General features: G+C 52.9%; 15 protein-coding genes. 6 read left to right on the top strand and 9 right to left on the bottom strand.

Annotated elements, in window-relative coordinates; genetic code table 11:
- Positions 1-10: 10 nt before the first annotated feature.
- From prs to rnz, 3 genes are read left to right on the top strand one after another with little or no spacing between them, the layout of a single operon-like run.
- Positions 11-892, top strand: a complete 882-nt coding sequence (prs, locus tag NWE93_00075) for a ribose-phosphate diphosphokinase (protein ID MCW3998619.1) — start codon at positions 11-13, stop codon at positions 890-892.
- Entirely contained in the window at positions 892-1941 is a 1050-nt protein-coding gene (locus NWE93_00070; protein ID MCW3998618.1) for a THUMP domain-containing protein, read from the top strand. Before prs ends, NWE93_00070 begins: the two co-directional genes overlap by 1 nt.
- A complete protein-coding gene (gene rnz / locus NWE93_00065) occupies positions 1938-2858 on the top strand; it encodes a ribonuclease Z (GenBank protein ID MCW3998617.1) in 921 nt (306 codons plus the stop codon). The genes NWE93_00070 and rnz overlap by 4 nt, the downstream gene beginning before the upstream one ends.
- Here the strand turns inward: rnz and NWE93_00060 are convergent.
- The 6 genes from NWE93_00060 to NWE93_00035 form a co-directional block, all read right to left on the bottom strand.
- Positions 2847-3629 (bottom strand): sugar phosphate isomerase/epimerase, encoded by a 783-nt coding sequence (locus NWE93_00060; protein MCW3998616.1) that lies wholly within the window; start codon positions 3627-3629, stop codon positions 2847-2849. The genes rnz and NWE93_00060 overlap by 12 nt on opposite strands.
- 108 nt (positions 3630-3737) lie before the next feature.
- Complete coding sequence (locus NWE93_00055; GenBank protein ID MCW3998615.1) at positions 3738-9302, bottom strand: PQQ-binding-like beta-propeller repeat protein; 5565 nt, start codon at positions 9300-9302, stop codon at positions 3738-3740.
- Between the two features lie 125 nt (positions 9303-9427).
- Positions 9428-9925, bottom strand: coding sequence for a YkgJ family cysteine cluster protein (locus NWE93_00050; GenBank protein ID MCW3998614.1), 498 nt, complete (start codon positions 9923-9925; stop codon positions 9428-9430).
- Positions 9926-10258: 333 nt separating this feature from the next.
- On the bottom strand, positions 10259-10735 hold the full coding sequence (locus NWE93_00045) for a class I SAM-dependent methyltransferase (protein ID MCW3998613.1): 477 nt from the start codon (positions 10733-10735) through the stop codon (positions 10259-10261).
- 38 nt (positions 10736-10773) lie between these two features.
- Complete coding sequence (locus NWE93_00040) at positions 10774-11100, bottom strand: hypothetical protein (GenBank protein ID MCW3998612.1); 327 nt, start codon at positions 11098-11100, stop codon at positions 10774-10776.
- A gap of 115 nt (positions 11101-11215) precedes the next feature.
- Positions 11216-14092, bottom strand: coding sequence for a DEAD/DEAH box helicase (locus NWE93_00035; protein ID MCW3998611.1), 2877 nt, complete (start codon positions 14090-14092; stop codon positions 11216-11218).
- 317 nt (positions 14093-14409) lie between these two features.
- Between NWE93_00035 and NWE93_00030 the strand changes: the two genes are divergently transcribed.
- From NWE93_00030 to NWE93_00020, 3 genes are all read left to right on the top strand, one after another.
- Positions 14410-14580, top strand: a complete 171-nt coding sequence (locus tag NWE93_00030; GenBank protein ID MCW3998610.1) for a chorismate-binding protein — start codon at positions 14410-14412, stop codon at positions 14578-14580.
- Between the two features lie 97 nt (positions 14581-14677).
- Positions 14678-15361 carry a S26 family signal peptidase gene (locus NWE93_00025; protein ID MCW3998609.1) on the top strand — a complete coding sequence of 228 codons (684 nt, stop codon included), beginning with the start codon at positions 14678-14680 and terminating at the stop codon, positions 15359-15361.
- A gap of 67 nt (positions 15362-15428) precedes the next feature.
- Entirely contained in the window at positions 15429-15989 is a 561-nt protein-coding gene (locus tag NWE93_00020; protein ID MCW3998608.1) for a TATA-box-binding protein, read from the top strand.
- A 5-nt stretch (positions 15990-15994) separates the two neighbouring features.
- Here NWE93_00020 and pyrE read toward each other — a convergent pair whose 3' ends face one another.
- From pyrE to NWE93_00005, 3 genes are all read right to left on the bottom strand, one after another.
- Complete coding sequence (gene pyrE / locus NWE93_00015) at positions 15995-16624, bottom strand: orotate phosphoribosyltransferase (protein ID MCW3998607.1); 630 nt, start codon at positions 16622-16624, stop codon at positions 15995-15997.
- Positions 16621-17319 carry an MBL fold metallo-hydrolase gene (locus NWE93_00010; GenBank protein MCW3998606.1) on the bottom strand — a complete coding sequence of 233 codons (699 nt, stop codon included), beginning with the start codon at positions 17317-17319 and terminating at the stop codon, positions 16621-16623. Before NWE93_00010 ends, pyrE begins: the two co-directional genes overlap by 4 nt.
- Before the next feature lie 447 nt (positions 17320-17766).
- On the bottom strand, positions 17767-18383 hold a 617-nt coding region (locus NWE93_00005), incomplete at its 5' end, for a hypothetical protein (protein ID MCW3998605.1).

The following is an 18383-nucleotide window of genomic DNA, read 5'->3' as shown; positions in this document are numbered from 1 at the left end:
AGGAAACAGCATGAAAATCATCTCTGGCCCCGCATCCAAACCCTTAGCAGAGGCAGTTTCAGCCCAAACAGGCTTCCCAAACGTCCCCGTGGTATCCAAGATTTTCCCCGACGGCGAATCCTACGTGCGCCTCGACGGCGACGTAGCGGGCGAAGAAGTCGTCATCATCCAAACCACCTGCCCCCCCATGCAGGACAGCAGATTATTCCAGCTATCGTTTCTGGCGGATTGTGCCAGACGCGCGGGCGCAGCCAAAGTCACCGCCGCCGTGCCCTACCTTGCCTACGCGCGGCAAGACAAAATGTTCCTCTCCGGCGAGGGCATAAGCGTGGAAACCATCGCGCGGATGCTTAAAGCCGCAGGCATCGATGAACTCCTCACCGTCAACATCCACTCCGAGCACTCACTCTCGCAGTTTCCCTTCCCAGCGCGCACCGTCAGCGCCATCCCACTCATCGCCGACTACTTCGTCAAGAAAGGCCACCGCGGCGCATACGCGCTATCCCCCGATAAGGGCGCCATGTACATCGCGCAGCAGGCGCAATCTGTGTTGGGCGGCGACGCGGGGCACCTTAACAAGACCCGGGACCGCTACACGGGGCAAACCGTGCAGACCGCCGAGGGCCTAAACGTGAAGGGCCAAACCGTCATTATCCTCGACGACATCATCAGCACCGGCGGCACCATCGTGGGAGCAGCCAAAATCCTGCGCGAAAACGGCGCCTCCCATGTGTTCTGCGGCTGCGTACACGGGCTGCTCATCGGCGACGCGGAGAAACGCATCCTCGACGCGGGCGTGGAGGAAATCGTGGGCACCGACAGCGTGCCGGGCGCAATCAGCAAGGTGTCGCTGGCGCCGCTTCTTAGCCAAGAACTCAAAGGGACACGTTAGTGCCAAAACTGTTTTTTCTGCTTTCAGGCGAGAACCCGACGCTGCCCGCCGCTGAGGCTAAGGCGATTTTGGAGGCGGAAGGCTACGGCTACTCTGACAGAGGCATGATGGATCAGATTCTGCGTTTAGAAGCCGATGACGTGGAATGCGTGAAGGCTGTGCAGTTGCGTTCTGCTTACACGCGGGTCTGTGCACAGGAACTGCTTGTAGCTAACGCAACCTACCAGGATATTCTGGAAGCAGCCTCCAAAGTCGACTTCTCAGATGTGCTTAAAGAGGGCCAATCCTTCGTGGTCAGAATTGACCGCATAAAAAACTACGCCGACGCCGACATCAACACTATGACGCTGGAAGTCAAGCTGGGCGGGCAAATCCTACGCCAAACCCCAGGCGCCAAAGTTAACCTCAAAAACCCCGACAGAACCTTCCTGGGCGTAATCACCGATAATAAGCTAATTTTGGGGCTCAAACTCACCGAGATAACCAGCAAAACCTTCAGCGAACGCCGCCCACGCAAAAAACCCTTCTTCCACCCCTCCGCGATGCCCTCCAAGATGGCGCGGTGCATGGTAAATCTGTCACATGCCAAAGCCGAGTCGGTGCTCCTTGACCCGTTCTGCGGCACTGGCACCAGCCTCATCGAAGCCACCTTCATCGGCTGCCGAGCCGTCGGCGTGGACGCGCAGAAGCGGATGGTTTTGGGCACAAAAAAGAATCTGGCGCACTTTGGTATTTCGGCGGAGGGGCTGATTTGGGCGGATAGCCGCAAAATCCCGCTGAAGAAGGCGGATGCAATCGTCACTGATCCCCCCTATGGACGCAGCAGCAGCACCCTTAAATCCACCACGGCTCAGCTGGTAACCGAAGTGCTCGCCGCGGCTTCGGCGCTGCTTGGGGCGGGGCAACGGATTTGTATAGCTGCGCCTAAAACATTAAACATAACCCGCCTCGGCGAAGAGCTGGGCTTTCGACACATCGAATCCCACTTTGCCTACGTCCACGCGACGTTAACGCGGGAAATCGCAGTATTCCAAAAGGTGAGTGCATGAGTATTCGTGTGGTGTTTCTGGGAACAGGCGGCAGCGTGCCTACGCTTAAGCGGGGTTTGCCAGCTGTGCTGGTGCAGTGTCCCCGTAGCCAATGGATGTTTGACTGCGGCGAGGGCGTGCAGCGGCAGATGATGGGGGCAAAAGTGAGTTTTCACCGCAAAATGAAAATCCTAATCACCCACCTGCATGGCGACCACGTCCTGGGCTTGCCGGGGCTGCTGCAGACGATGGCGCTTATGGACCGCAAAGAACCCCTCGACGTATACGGGCCGGTGGGGCTGGCGAAGTTTCTGCTATGCGCCAAAGAAACCCTTAACTTCGGCTTAAACTACCCCGTCAGCATCAACGAAATCGCCGGTGAAGGCGTTGTCTGCGAGGAAGACCAATACCAGGTTTTAGCAGTCAAATCCAGCCACGCCGTAGACGGCTACTGTCTAGCCTTTGTCGAGAAGCCCCGCGCAGGCAAATTCTACCCCAAAAAAGCGCTGGCGCTAGGCGTCCCCGAAGGCGAATTATGGTCCAAGCTGCAGCGGGGCGAATCAGTGGCGCTTGCAGGCGGCAAAACTGTGCAGCCCAGCCAGGTTATGGGTCCTGTGCGGGAGGGCAGAAAAATCGTCTACACAGGCGACACCAAACCCTTCAGTGCATTCGCCGAATTCGCCCAGGACGCGGACCTGGTGATTCATGACTGCACCTTCGATGACTCCATGGCTGAACGGGCAGGTACTGATGGGCACTCGACGCCCAGCCAGGCGGCGGCGCAGGCAAAAGCGGCAGAAGCAAAGCAGCTGGTGCTCAGCCACATCAGCGCACGTTACCCCGATGCGTCGGCGCTGCTGGAGCAGGCAAAAAAGGTGTTCCCAAACACGTTGCTTGCCGAAGACGGCTTAGAGCTGGAGCTGCCCCTAAACCAGTAGCTGCTTGAGGCGCGCTATGCTTTCGGGTACGCCCCGCATGGACTCCACCACGACGGTTTTGTCGTAGCCGATTTTCTTTAGCGACTCTGTGAAGGAGACGTAGTTGATGGTGCCGTCGCAGACTCCGTTGTGTTCGTCGTCTAAGCCGTGGTTGTTGCTGGCGTGGATATGCACGATTTTGTCGGCAAGTTGGCTGATGAAGGGCTCGATTTGTCCCTCCAGATGCGCATGCCCCAAATCCAAGGTGATGCCGATGGGCAGATTAGTTTCCCTATAGAAGCGCAGGTACTCCGCGGGGGTGCTCATCAAAAACCAGTATTTATGCGGCAGATTCTCCATCGCCATGTTAACGCCGTATTCCTCAGCCTCCGCATAGAGCTCCTCGACGCTGCGGCACATGGCTTTAAAGTCCTCGTCGGGGTAGAATTGACCGATGCCGGTGCGCTGTGCGGGGTGGAAAACCCACATTTTCGCGTCGATTGCACGGGCGTTTGCCAGCGACTGCTTGAGGCGCTTCATGGAGGCGGCAAGCATGGGTTTGGCGGGGGCGCCGATGTTTATGTCCGCAAAGGGCGCGTGCAGCGAGTAGGTTAAGCCGAAAGATTTGGCGGCTTCCCGAAGTTGGCTGATGCGGGCTTTGTTTAGGTCGTGGGTGCCGTCGTCGAGGATTTCGATGTACTTGGTATCCATGGAGCCGAGGCGCTTGACCATGCGGTTGAAGGGTTCGCCTAGACAGTAGAGCATTGAGACGCCGACTTTAGCTTTAACCATGCAGGATTCCTCAGGAGATGTTTCTGGTTAAGAGCCATCGAGCCTAAAATAGATAATGTTAAAAAGAGAAAAAACCCAAAAGGGGAAGAGGCAGGGCTTAATTGCCTGCTATGCCCGTTTTGGTTTGCTGCGCTTAAAGAGCACAATCAACACCAGCAGCACAGCAAACAGCAGAGCTGCTGCGCCGACTCCAAGCCAGACGCCTAAGCCCTGGTCAGGTGCATTCTGAGTTGACGTGAACTCTATGGTCATCTCGTGGCTGCTGAAGTGCACGGTGTACCAGATGTAGTAGTTGTCTGCGTCCTCGGTGTAGCCTTGCTCCTCAACCAAGACGCCGTCCACATAGACCAGCGGGGTGGTGCCGTAGGGTATGGCGCTCTTGGAAAGCGTCAAGTTGCCTGTGCCAGAGGTGCCGGATTCGCCGGTTACAGTGAATCCCACGGTGGTGGTGTTCTTTGATTGATGCGGAGTGATGGTTATGTTGGACATCTGGTTTGACGCTATGTCGCCGCTGAGGGTAACATCGTAGGTTTCGCCGCTGGTAGTTACGGTTGCGATGAGGCTGCCGCTGTTAAAGTTCGCGGTTATGTTTGCGGGGCCAGAGATGGCTGCGGAGGTGCTGTTAGCGTAGGCGGAGGCTATGGTGGCTGAGCCCTCTACTGTCCAGGAAGCAAACCTGTAGCCGCTGTTTGCCGATGCAGAGATGCTGATTGTTCCTGCAGATGCCCAGATGGTTTGGGGCGTAGTGGAGCCGGCTTCAGTTGGGTTAGCTGTGAGGGTTACCAGATACTGGGTTGCCCAGTTAGCACGCACTGACTTGGCGGAATCCATCGTCACCGAGAAGCTGGTGCCGGTTTGCCCGTTGCTCCAGCCCGTGAAGACCTGGCGCGTGTCGCCTGAGCCATAGGTGGAGCCGCTGATGCTTGCCGACGCAGAGGAGCCTGAGCTGTACCAGCCGCTGCCGCTTGCTGAACCATACGGGGTGCTTACCACCAGCAGATACTGGGTGCCATAGTTGGCTGTGACGGTGCCTTCGCCTGACACGGTTAAGGTGCCGCCCTGCAAGGTTGATAGCCCACTAGCTGATGCCCAAGCGTAGCGTTTACCGCTGTTTACGCTCAGCAATGAGGCGTAGCTGTAGGTGTGGGTTGAGCCTGAGTCCCAGGTGAAGGACAGCGGAAGCGCGCTGAGCGGGTATTCGGTGCCGTCCACAATCAGGATGCTTTCCACGTAATCCGAGCTGGCGCCAGAGGCAGCGAAGTTAACGACGTAGGTTATCTTTGTGAAGGTAGCGGTTATGGTCATGTCTCCGTTGAGGGTTATGGTTGTGTTGGATGTGCCCGATGCGCCGCCTGTCCAATTCGCGAATGTCCAGTGGGCTGCGTTGAAGGCTTTAAGGTCCACGGTTGCGCCTGAGAGGTAGCTGCTGTTGCCGGGGGTAACGGTGCCCTGTCCCACGGTTATGATGGTTAAGGTGTAGATGTTCTGTGTGAAGGTCGCGGTTACCGTCAAGTTGCCAGTCATGGTTAGGGTGGTGTTGGATGTACCCGATGCGCTGCCCGTCCAGTTAGCGAAAGTCCAGCCTGCATTGTTTATGGCTTTCAAATCAACAGAGTCACCATACAGATAAGTGACGTTTCCTGGAAGAACACTGCCGCTGCCAACCGTAACCATCGTTAAGATACAGACATCTTTAGCAAAGCTTGCAACGACAGTTTTGTCGCCATCCATCAAGATGCTACTCGGATTAACTGACCCAGAGAGATCGCCGGTCCAGTTGGCAAAGTGCCAGCCAGTACTGCCTGTGGCGGAGAGGTCAACAGTGGTGCCTGAAAGGAAGGTTGTGTTGGCATTGGTGACGCTGCCCTGACCCACCGTGATGATGGTTAAGGTGTAGGTGTCCTGGGTGAAGGTTGCAGTGACCGTAAAGTTACCCGTCATCGTAATGGTGGTGTTGGATGTACCCGAAGCACTGCCGGTCCAGTTAGCAAAGCTCCAGCCTGCATCAGCGATGGCTTTGAGGTCAACTGAGTCACCGTAGAGGTAAGATACGTTGCCGGGGAGCACGCTGCCCTTGCCCTTGGTTATCATGGTTAAGATGCATACGTCTTTGCTGAATGTGGCTGTGATTGTCTTGTTGCCATCCATCATTAGGGTTGTGTTACTTGTTCCAGAGGCATCGCCGCTCCAACCAGCAAAGCTCCAGCCCTCATCGGGGATAGCTTGCAGGTCTATTGTTGAACCGTACAGTTGGGTTCCGTTGCCCGGCTGCACTGTGCCGTGACCAACCGTGTTCATGGTTAAGGTTATCACTTGAGGAGCAGAGAAAGCAATTATGTTGTTGTTGGATGAACCCACATATAGTGAACCATCTGTGACTGCGGGGGACACATAGATTGCATCGGTTTGGTAGCTCCAGATTGCTTCCCCGTCGGTTGCGTTTAAGGCGTAGAGCTGTCCGTCAAAGGATCCGAAGTATATGACGCCGCTGGCAATTGAGGGTTTAGCTAAAATGTAGCCGTCCACAGTAAAGCTCCAGATTTCTGCTCCAGTGGAAGCGTTGAGTGCATACATCTTTTTGTCATAAGAGCCAATATAGACTACTCCGTTGTCAACCGCGGCGGAACAGTAAACTGCGCCGCCTGTCGAGAGTTGCCAGCATTCATCGCCTGTAGTTGCATTCAAAGCGTATATTTTACTGCCTTCTGTACCTACAAAGACTAAACCGTTGGCTACCGCAGGAGTCGAATATATTGCCCCACCAAGATCGCTGCTCCACAGTTTAGCACCGGTCGAAGCATTAATTGCGTAAAGCTTGCTGTCTGTTGAGCCTATGAAAACGACGCCGTTTACTATGGCGGGAGAAGAGAGGTCTATGGGGCCGCCTGTGGTGTAGCTCCAAACTAACGCGCCGGTTGAGGCATTGATCGCGTAGAGGTTCTTATCGTAACAGCCTACATAGACAATGCCGTTAGCAACCGCTGGAGAAGAATAGATGACGTTGCCTGCTGTGAAGTTCCATATGCTGGTGCCCGTTGAGGCGTTTAAGGCATACAGGATGCTTTCGGAGGAGCCAATGTACACGACACCGTTAGCTACAGCGGAGCTTGACTGAATTATACCGCTGACTTTGTAGGTCCAAAGGATGTTGCCGTCGGATTCATTGAATGCATACAGGTAACCATCGTTTGACCCCACGTAGACCACGCCCCCATAAATTGATGGAGACGAACTTATCACGCCGCCAGTCGTATAGATCCATTTTGTATAGTTGGTGGCGGGTCCATTAACGGGGGATGAACCACAACGTGCCAAGTCGTATCCAAACATAGGCCAGTCCAGATTATAAGTAAACGCTAAGGGTATGTCCAGGTCCGTATTTACCGGTAATGTTCCTGTTGATGAGAGAGATTGCAGAGTATAATCAGCTACCGCACCTATCGTGTAGGCGTAGTTGCCGCTGAGGAGCCCCGTGAAGGTTATGGAGGCAGCGGTTGAGGTCTGGGTGCTTCCGTCAAGGGTTACATTCCAGCTTGTGCCCAAAGCTAAACCAGTGCACGTGAAGGTTACATCGTAGGTTGGGATAAGAGTGAAGGTTGCAGTAACCGTTAAGTTGCCATCCATCATCAGGGTTGTGTTACTTGTTCCAGAGGCATCACCGCTCCAACCGCTAAAAGACCAGCCTGCATCGTTGATTGCTTTGATATCTACTGTGTCGCCGTATCGGTAGGTAGCAGAGGTGTTTCCGGGGTTGACTTGGCCGTTGCCTACTGTAAGCATGGTTAAGGCGTAGATGTCTTGGGTGAAGGTGGCGGTTACAGTTTTGTTGCCGTCCATGCTGAGGGTTGTGTTGGTTGTGCCTGATGCGTCGCCGCTCCAGCCGCTAAAGCTCCAGCCTGCATCGGGGATAGCGACCAAGTTAACGGTGCTTCCTGCATTGTAAGTTTGGTTTCCTGGTTCAACGGTGCCCTGACCCACAGTTGTCATGTTTAACGTGTATTGCTCAGGGTTTCCGAAGGCGTATATTGTACCTTCCTCCTCAAACATCATCATATCGCCGGGTACGAAAACGTAAACTATACCGTTAGCGATAATAGGCGTACCTGAGTCCGAACCCATGTAATTATAAAACGAATAAGACCAGATGGTGTTGCCAGTTGTCGCATTCAAGGCATAAATTCCATTATAGGACACCACATACACTACGTCACCTGAAACCATTGGGCCCTGATCATACAGCGATAGGTCCCTTGACCAAATTCCGACGCCTGTAGTGGCGTTCAGAGCACGCAGGTAACCATCATCACCGTCGTTAAAGTAAACAACGCCGTTAGCTACAGCGGCTCCACCGAAAGAATACGCGCTGTAAGACCAAATTTCTGCGCCACTAGTGACGTTTAAAGCAAAGAAGGCGCCGGCACCAGAGCCTTGGAATAGGCACCCATAAACTATGCCATCTTGGACAACTGGTGCATCGTTATAATATTGAGCACTTGCCACGGAATAGTTCCACGCTTGGCTGCCCGTCTGCGCGTTTATTGCATACAGTTTCCCATTGGAGTAGACTAGGACAAGCCCGTTAGAGACGGCTGGTGAAGTCCACACGTCTGCGCCAGTATTATATGACCAGACCAGGTTGCCGTTGGTTGCATTTAGCGCGTACAGTTTATCATCATATGAACCTATGTAGAGGACTCCGTTTGCTACTACCGGGGACCCTGTTATGTATGAACCAGTTGTATAGGTCCAAACGATGTCGCCTGAAGTAATATTTAACGCAGTAACGTTCCCGCCTGATGAACCGAAGTATAAAATATCCTCCACCATAGCGGGTCCGGAATCATCATTATAAGTTGATCCCAAATCGTATGTATTAATCAGGTCTCCAGTGAATGCGTTAAGAGCATAGACGTAATGTCCTGAGCATATGTAGAAAACATCACCCACAACCACAGCAGGCGAAAAATCAAGGTAGTATTCTCCGAATTGTCCGGTAGACTTTGACCACGCCAAAGAGTTCGTCAGGGGACCAATCGAGGTGGAGCTTGCAGTGCGGGCTGGACCATTCCCAAACATACTCCAGCTGTCAGATTGAGAAGTAAACAGCACTGACTGCTCCACGTTTTCTCCATCCACAGTGATGGCGCCAAAGGTTACTGAGGCATTGTATCCTCCGGGGGCATTGACAAAGTAGCTGTATGAACCATCGGACACGCCACTGAATGTGACAGTGTCGGTGGTTGATGTTTGTGTGTTGCCGTTGAGGGTTACGCTCCAGCGTGTGCCTGAGGCTAAACCGGTTTGGGTAAAAACCACATCGTAGGCACCGGGTATAGCCGTGAAGGCCACGTTTATGTTTGTTGTTCCGTACGCTGCTACGTATGCGGTTCCGGATAGGGTGGATGATGAAGTGTATCCGGCAGGCACATAGACAATCCATGGACAGGGCACTCCTTCGATCCAAGATGTGGAGTAGGTGCTGCTGGTTTGGGTATGATTGGTAGTTTGCACTTGCACGGTCCAGCTTGTGCCAGCCGCTAAGCCGCTTACGTTAAAGTTTATCGTGCCATTTGATGATACGGCCGTGGCAGGCTCGGCTTTGTATAAAGTTATGAAACAGGATAAGATTAATGCTGCAATTACTATCGAAGTTAAAGTTTTTGTTAGCCTCATATCTGAACACACCATATAGCAAGCAGACAGGCGCTAATCATATTTGACGTTTATGAATTATGAATAAGTCTTCAAAATCAGATGCAATATATTCCGAACCTGAATATGTAAAATAAAAAATTAAGCTAAATCCTTCGCCACTCCGCAGGCGGGCTCCTAGTGGAATTAACCTGCACCTGCCGCAGCCCAAGCGATAACTCCGCAAACTCCCGCACAACCACACGCTCAAACTCCCAGGTCGGCGCCCCATAACGCAACCCGTTACACATGGTATCAACGTAAACATAGATTGTGCTGCCCCGGTACAGGTACGCGGCTTGTTTTTCCTCGCCGTATTTGGGTTCCGCCAGCACCTTAAACGGCCAGATTTTGCAGGCCTGAGGCTTCATGCTTTGCAGCCCACAGAAGTAGTTGCGGTTGCTGCTACAGAGAAAAGCGCAGCTACCATCACTGCAGCGTTTGATGAAGAAGCGGTTTAGCCCCGCCTCGGTGGTTTCTGCCCCGAAGGTCTTGGTGAGATGCAGCCACTCGGTAAAACCCAAGACGACGCTGTAGAGTTTACAGCAGTACCCGCAGCCTCTGCATCGCCAATCCGCCACATTTTGCCATGGAACAAACTGCATTTAAACCGCTTTTCTGTTGACGAGCCGCCAGCTTATAATTGTTGTTGGGCACCAAAGGATTTTGATGCTTCTACTGTGAGGCCAATTGGCACAAGCCGCGGCAAATCACCCTGACAGAGCGGATCAAAATCCCGGGGGCTCTGCTTGTGGCATATTGCACAACTCGCCAGCAACCGCCTAAACAATCTAAAACAGAAAAGCAGCCGCCCACAAACGCCACAGGTTGTTGTGTAAAGGCGCCTTGCCAAGCAACAACTAAGAAAAAATGGACCCGACCGTCTTGATTCCTTATTAAATAGGGGGAGGGAGGTCTGCTGTGAGCACCAGCAAAACTCAGGGTTTGCGGTACAGATAAATCGTATGTGAGGGGTAGCCCAACTGGGGGTTTTCACAGAAGTTCTCGATTTTCTCGGGCCGCCACCCAACCACTTCGTAGTCATGGGAGACCACGCGGGCGCCAGGTTTTAGGTCCCGGTCAAGTTTAGGTTTGATTTTCTCGTTGGCGCTGGTGGTCAAGTACAGGTAAACCACGTCGGCGCTGGTTAAATTCACGTTGAACATGTCGTCGTTTATGATTGTCACGCGGCCCTCAAGTCCGCTCTCATGGATGTTACTCATGGCTTTTTTAGCTAAATCCTCACGTAACTCGATCCCTACGCCCCGGGCGCCAAAGGTTTTAGCTGCCATAATCACGGTTCGGCCATCACCTGAACCCATATCAAAAAGTACCTCGCCTGACTTCAAGCCGGCAAGCTTAAGCATATACTCAACCACGCTGCTGGGGCTGGGAACAAAAGGCGCGATAAACATTTCTCTTAACACACATCCCTAAACAAGCCATTCACAAGTCAAGCAACATAGGCATCTTTTTTAGCCTGCGGACGCCGAGCCTCACCGCATTTCACGCAGCTCTGAGCGCATAAATCCAGATACTTCTCCTCATCTGCCTCTCCGATTGCATGTGCAGCCTTCGCGCATAACTCGCTGGGTTCACCGCAGCCTTCCTCGCGGCATAGATTCGAAATGTACATGCAGACATCCTTTACGTCCTTGGGCTCCAGAATTGCTCTGTTGGTGCGCACTAGCAGACAAAGCTCGCGGGCCATAACGCAGGTTTTCATGAATTTGATACGTTCCAGAACTTCTTTGCGTAGGTTTTTTCGGCTTATTTCCACACACGCATACTCCTATATGCATAACGAGCGAACAACCAAGAAATAAATGGTTCTACACTTAAAAAGATGATGTTAAAAGTCTGAATACTCGCCAGCAGGCTAACCAAAACGTCGCTTAACGGAAACGACGACTCAGCGCCTTACGTTCAGCCTCCAAAACCAACTCAAAGAAGCCATCAGAAACCCGAGGCTCCTTCTCCAGAACCGCCTTGGCATCGTTAGCTGAAATTCGGCGTCCACTCAAAGCCACCGCCGCCGCTTTCCCGTACCGCTCAATAAGCTCCGCGGTCTGCTTGGCATGCGCCTGCATCTTCACTTCGTTCTTAGCCAGATGCTCGCCCCGCTTCTCCACCAGACCCATCGCTTTCTCCTCCTCCACCTTAAGCATCCCAATCGCGGCTGAGCCACAGTGGGGACACAGGGGTTTATCAGGCAAATCCTTTATGCGCACCATAGCCATCCAGTCCCAGCATGCCGCACAGACAAAGTTGCCTGTTTCATTCAGCAGCCGCGCCTTAGCCGAATCCACCAGCACAGCCCGCATCTGCTCGGGCGGAATCAAATCAGTCTTCATGCTTACCCGCTCTATGCCCACACGAGCCACCGGCGTCGGGTTACCGCCTGTCTTCACCACCTGCAACCGCGTCTTGCCCTCACGCAGACGCCCCAGAACCATAACCAATCCGTCAGCGTCAAGGTCTTTGCTGAACACCTCCTTGAGGCCCTCCTCATATATTGGGGTGCCTTCGAAGCTGGAGATGAGTTTTTGCAGGCTCACATTGCCAAAATCCGCCCACTTCTTTAGGGCGCCGAAGCGGCGGGCAACCTGGATGACGCGTCGCTTAAACAGCCCCGTTTTGATTGTGGAGGCAGTCAAGGTGCTGCGGACTGTGGATTCGGGCAAATCCTTGATTTCTTTAAGCACCTCCACCAAACGTTCCGAGGAGATGGCGCCCATGGTCTGTACAAATATGCGGTAGGGATCATGCTGCACGACGATGCCGCGTCCCAGCTTATCGGAGAGCACTTGCCCAAGCAGCTGCGCCAACGCGCGATTCGTCAACGAACCAAAATTCGAATGCACAATTACAAATTCGCTCCACTCCTCCACCACGATACGCTCGGGCGTAGGCACGGGGAAGCCGCTGTACACCTGCTCGGCGGTCTCCGCTATGGCATGCAGGATGGTCTGGGCGTCGGCGGGGTAACGTTCCGAGAGCATCTGGCTGGTTTCCTCGGGGGTGGCGCCGCGTTGCCACTGCTCCTCAACAAAGCCGCGGACCTCAGCTAATTCCTGGGCGACCTCGTAGGGCACCGGGATTTCTTCGCCTATCCAGCTGGGTATGCTGCCGGCGGGGTCCTCGACGGGGCGAACGTAGACTTTGTCTTCGGTGGCATGTATGATTTGCCAGGGGCTGCCGCGGATGATGAATTTGGTTCCGGGTTTACCGTACTCAGCCATGAAGGCCTCGTCGAGTACCCCGATGGAGGAATCTGCGGTTTCATCTATGACCAGAAACTGCTTCTCCTCAGGAATCATGGAGAGATTATCAAAGTAGTACTCAAAGAGGGCTTTGGTGCGTTGGGGACGCAGAACCACCTGATCCTCAAAGGACGCCCATGCCAGCCGTGGAAACCGCTGATGCATGTACCTAATGATTTTCTCGACGTCCTCAACTGTTAGATTCTGATAGGGCGCGGCGTTCTGGCATACTGCGAGGATTTCATTAAAGGTTAAGCGTCTGGTTTTAAGCAGCAGCCCAGCGATTTGATGCGCCAGCACATCGTAGGGTTTATCAGGCAGGCTTATGGGTTCAAGCTGCTCCTGCAATGCGCGGCGTGCAATCACCAGGGCCTCAAGGGTGTCATCGGAGTCCATGCCTATGATTATGCCCTCTGAGAGGTCACCGTAGGTGTGCCCGGCTCTGCCGACGCGTTGGATAAGCCGCGACACCTGCCGTGGACTCATATACTGAATCACCAAATCAATGTGTCCAACATCGATGCCGAGTTCAAGGCTGCTTGTGGCAATTAAGCCTTTGAGTGCGCCACGTTTAAGGCCGGTTTCCGCGGCGATGCGGGAGGGCTTTGCCAGTGAACCATGATGGATGGAGATGGGGAAGTCTTCGTCCCAGACTTTGAAGCGTGAAGCCAGAACCTCCGAAACCGACCGAGTGTTAGTGAAGAGCAAAACTGACTTGCGCTTCTCCATGTAATCACGGATGATCCGCAGGCGCGCCGCCACCTCGGGGTGAGTGTAGATTTTGCCAGCGAAACGCACATCTTCCTCGGTGGGCTGGGGAAAAATTACTTGGAGCTTAACCATCTTGGCAACGGATACCCGCACGGTTTCAACGGGGCGTTTATCGCCGACGAGGAACTCCGCGACCTTCTCTGGGCTGCCCACGGTGGCGGATAACCCAATCATCTGGAAGTCCCTGCCGATTAACCCCCGCACCCGCTCCAGCGCCAGCGAGAGTTGGCTACCCCGTTTGCTGTCGGCGAGTTCATGCACCTCATCAATCACCACCCACTTAAGGGCTTGGAGATGCTGACGCAGCAGCCACCCAGAGAGGATTGCCTGCAGGGTTTCGGGTGTGGTGATTAATATGTCGGGTGGACATTGGCTTTGTCGGGTGCGTTCTTTCTGTTCGGTGTCGCCGTGGCGCACCGCCAACTTGATGTCGAGGTTGTTGCACCACCACTGGAGGCGCTCCAGCAAATCGCGGTTGAGCGCACGTAGCGGCGTGATGTAGAGCACTTTTATGCCGGGGGTTTTGGGCTGCTGAAGAAGCATGCTGAGGACGGGAAGGAAGGCGGCTTCGGTTTTTCCGGTTGCGGTGGGCGATATGAGGAGGACGTTTTTGCCGTCGAGGATTTTGGGGATGACTTTAGCTTGGGGTTCGGTGGGTTTAGAGAATCCTCTCTGCTCTATTAGCCTTCGCACTGGCTTGACAAGCATTTCAAAAGCGTTCTCAGAAGTTGCTTGCAATACAAAGTGTGCCTCGAATCGATTAGAAGTATAGCTTTCGCGGTGCCTTAAAAAATGTTGGGGATGCAAAGCTGCGTATATCAGGGGTGAAGTTACGTTGGTTTTGTTTGGTTTCCTGTTCTATTGGTGTTGTTCTTGATGAATACCGAGGGGTGTATGGCTTGGTTTCCACACTTCTTTACCACTGTTTCCATGGATTTAACATTTAGATGTCTAATTTTCATGTTGAACAGAAAAATATCTATGCGAACACTATGGAAACTTTTTTATCTTATCAGCCGAATGCCATCAAAGCGATAATACGGAGGAAAACAACCATGGCGAAATGTCCAAAATGCGGAACCGAAGCAGCAAAACCCAAGAAAACATGGAAGATGGCAGGCCGCCCCGACAAAGAAGGAAAACGGATGCAGCTAGAAATCGGCCTCTACGAATGCCCCAAATGCGGCAACGTATTCCGCGAAGTACTAAGTAAACAGAAAATCTAAATGAACAGTGCTTCCCTTAAGCACTCTCTATTTTTCTTTTCCAGAAGCCACTTTAAAGCTTAAATGCTCCTTGGAAGTATCAAGTCAGTGAAAGCTATTGACTGACCTGAGAAGACTTCTTAGAAACGAATACGTAAAAACCGCAGTTAGCATCAGCCTAGTCGCCGCCGTTATCCTAGCCTTCTTCTTTGGGCTTGGGTTAGCCTTAGGAAACAGCGTTCCATTGCGGGTGGTGGAAAGCGGCAGCATGTGCACCATGCAGGGTGGATGCGACGGTTTTAGTCACCCTTTTGATCAAACCTTGCATGTAGGGGACATTATCGTTATCCAAAGCGTGGATCCTGCAGAGTTGAATGCTGATTACCCCAACAGCGACATCATCGTTTACCAGAAACCAGTCGGCGGCGCCAACTCGGAGGCTACACCTATCGTTCACCGCATTGTCGCTAAGTACCAGGATGAAGAGGGCACATGGTTTTTCCAGACTAAGGGCGACGGCAACGGAGACACATGGCCCTCACCACCGGATGTTTCCCAGTATGACTCACACACGCTCTGGACAACAGGCCAGGGGGTATCTGAGGACCTTGTTTTGGGCAAAGTGGTCATGCGGATACCTTACTTTGGCTGGGTGACCCTGATTATGAAAAGCAACTCGTGGATGCTGCCCCTAATCGTTGTGCTCATTATGCTGCTAATCATCGTTGAGTTCGCTGCTCCGGTTTTGCGGCGCAAAAAAGCGGTTGCTGAACAACAAAACCCCGGCGTCAAGCAGCCATAGATGTATTTATAAACACAGCCTCTGATAAAATCAAACTAAGGCAGTTTATTCAGAGGAGGGGGAACTTATGCCCAAAGTGAAAGCTTCAATAAGCATCGAAAACGTGGTCGCTTCTGCAACACTTAACCAGAAAGTCGACCTGAACTCAGTGGTTAAGGGCTACCCCGGCGTGGAATATCGCCCCGAACAGTTCCCCGGCCTGGTCTTCCGGCTTAAACGTCCCAAAACGGCCACTTTAATTTTCAGCTCCGGAAAAATGGTTTGCACAGGCGCTAAATCTGAAAAGGAGGCTAAGCGAGCCGTCATGAAGGTGGTGAAGGAGCTTAAGCGGGGCGGAATAATCATCATCAGCAAACCCGAATTGAAAATCCAAAACATCGTTGCTTCCGGGGGGTTAGGCGGCATGATTGACCTTGAAAAGGCAGCTTACAGTCTTGGGCATGCCATGTATGAACCTGAGCAGTTCCCGGGTTTAATCTACCGTATGGAGGAGCCTAAAGTGGTTATATTGCTCTTTGCCAGCGGCAAACTGGTCTGCACAGGCGCCAAGCATGAACCCGACGTCTATGCTGCCGTGGAGAAATTGCATTCGCTGCTGGAAGAAACCGACCTGATCTACTATGAGTAGCGCAGTTAACGTTTTTTTGTCTGTTTAAGTATGGTTTTGAGGCTTTCCCGGTCGATGGCGCCTATGTCATAGAGTGTGTTCGCTACCTCACTGATTTTTAGCAGCGCATGCACCGTAACGCCGCTTGCCGCAAGCAGTTCATCTCCGCCTTCCTCGCGGTCCAAAAACACCACCGCATCAGACACCACTCCGCCCTCGGCTCGAACCGCTTCCACCGCGTTCTTCAACGTTAAACCAGTTGTCAACAAGTCATCAAGCAGCAATACCCTGTCGCCTGAAACCAAGATGCCTTCTACGCGTCGTTCTCTGCCGTGGAGTTTTATGTCTTTGCGGACGTAGAGGAAAGGTTTTTGGAGGTTATAGGCAATTTGCGAGGCAAAGGGTATGCCTGCTAGGGGGATGCCGGCGATGCGGTCGAAGCTTTTAAGTCCAAGCTGGCTGCTGATGGCGGCGGCGTAGAAGTCGCAGATTTCTCTGAAGGCGTCGGGGAAGCTGGGTATGACTCGGAGGTCGATGTAGTAGGGGCTGGCTTTGCCTGAGGATAACTGGAAGACCCCGAATTTCACTGCGTCTATCTTGTAGAGGATGTTTGCCATCTGGCTTTTCTTGTCCACGCTTACTTTTTCTGTATTCACTCTTTCTCACTTCCTTTAGAAACCTGATAAATCCTGTTTAGCTGAGGAACCAAACATGCCGTCTTAGGCAAATCCCGCTTAATCAACGCAGCAAACTCGTTTAGGCTTCTCTCTGAACCAGCATGGTAGGGCACAGCAAGCGGCGGCTTGGTGAGGCGGGCAATCTCAAACCCCGATTTGGGGCTGGCTCCAGGCGCAATCCCCACCGAGCAGAAGACCACGTCAAACTGTTCCTTCTGCGCCAACAACGCTAGCTCCCCAAAGGGCAAGCTGTCGGCGGTATGGTATATCTTGAGGTTGTCTTCGCTGGTCACGATGTAGGTGACGGGGGCTTTGGCGTTGTGGTTGCATTTCTGGGCTTTCACGGTTACTGCGCCGACTTGGACTTGGTCGCCGGGTTTGACCGAGCGGAGCTTGCTGGGGGGGATGTTGAGTTGGAGTTTTTGGGCTGAGGCTGCGTCGGCGATTACTTGGCAGTTGGTGGCTGCTTGGAGCGCGGCGATTAGGGGCTGGTCGAGGTGGTCGTAGTGTTCATGCGTGATTAGGATGGCGTCGAGGGCTGGGAGGCTTTTGGGTTTGATGTCTGCGGGGTCGATGGCGAGGGTTACGGTGGGGGTTTTAAGCAGGATGCCGCTGTACTGGTTAAGCCACACAAAATAGACAGTGTTAGCTTGGGGGTTTTTTTGGATGGACAAATTGGTTCCTCACCTCTAGTATGCAGGTTTGGTTTAAAAGAAGTATCGCAAACCAAGCGGGGAGCATTATTCGATGCTGCGGCAACCCAATTCCAGCAGGGGCAGCTGCCGGTACACCAAAAATCTGTGTTTGCTTTTTTTCTATAGTTGTTGTGGGGGACCCCTCTTTACACAACAACAACCTACGGATTGAGTAAAACAACCCGTTTTTGCTTTGGGCGCTTTGGCATATTGCAGGCTGGTTGTGGAGCCCGCCACAAGCAGAACAGACAACATTTCAATCCTATATATTAAAGACATATCGCAAACGTCTGCTGCTCCACCAGCCTCTCCCTCCCCTTATATAAAGACAAAAACGGGCTTTCCCCCACACATAGCGGAGCGTATGCATTGGCGGCGCCAACACTTGCTCAGGGTAGCCCAGGAAAAAAGGGGCAGCAGCCACCGCTACCAAGGCAGATACTCCGCGTTAATGGTGGTGCTGTAGCTGGGCGAAAAAAACACGGTGCACTCATAAGAGTAGCCGTTGTAGGTGCCAGTGAAATCATAGAGGTAAGCAGTCAAAAACCAGTACTCACTGTACACGCTGTAATCAACCGTAACCCAATGATCCCTCCCCACAGCCACCTGCAACGAAACCGGCGCCACACCCACATAGTAGCCATCCACAAAAACCGCAGGCGCATACGGATAATCCGGACCCAAATAATCATCATAGGCATTCACCGTTAGCCACTGGAGCGATTGCGCCTCAACAAAATGCGCCACCAAACTATGATACTGGGTCATGTTAACCGATATCGTTTGACTGGCGCCTGCGTATTGGCCGTCCAGTGTCCAGTAACTAAACAGCCAAGCTGGCGCCGGATACGCAGTCACCCCAGCATACGTACCATTCTCATACTGCACCGTACCCGAAGGAGAAGTAAAACCCTCCCCCACACAAGAAACCGAAAGGTCATGATAAAACAAAGGCACAACACGCACCGAATCCAAGTAAACATTGTACACATTGTAGGGGTACTCGACGGTGAACCTTACATAGTTAAAGGGGGCATCATAGA

Source organism: Candidatus Bathyarchaeota archaeon, assembly GCA_026014735.1.
Taxonomy (GTDB): Archaea; Thermoproteota; Bathyarchaeia; order Bathyarchaeales; family Bathycorpusculaceae; genus Bathycorpusculum.
The sequence above is the reverse complement of the archived record's forward strand: the minus strand, read 5'-3'. Positions and strand labels throughout refer to the sequence as shown.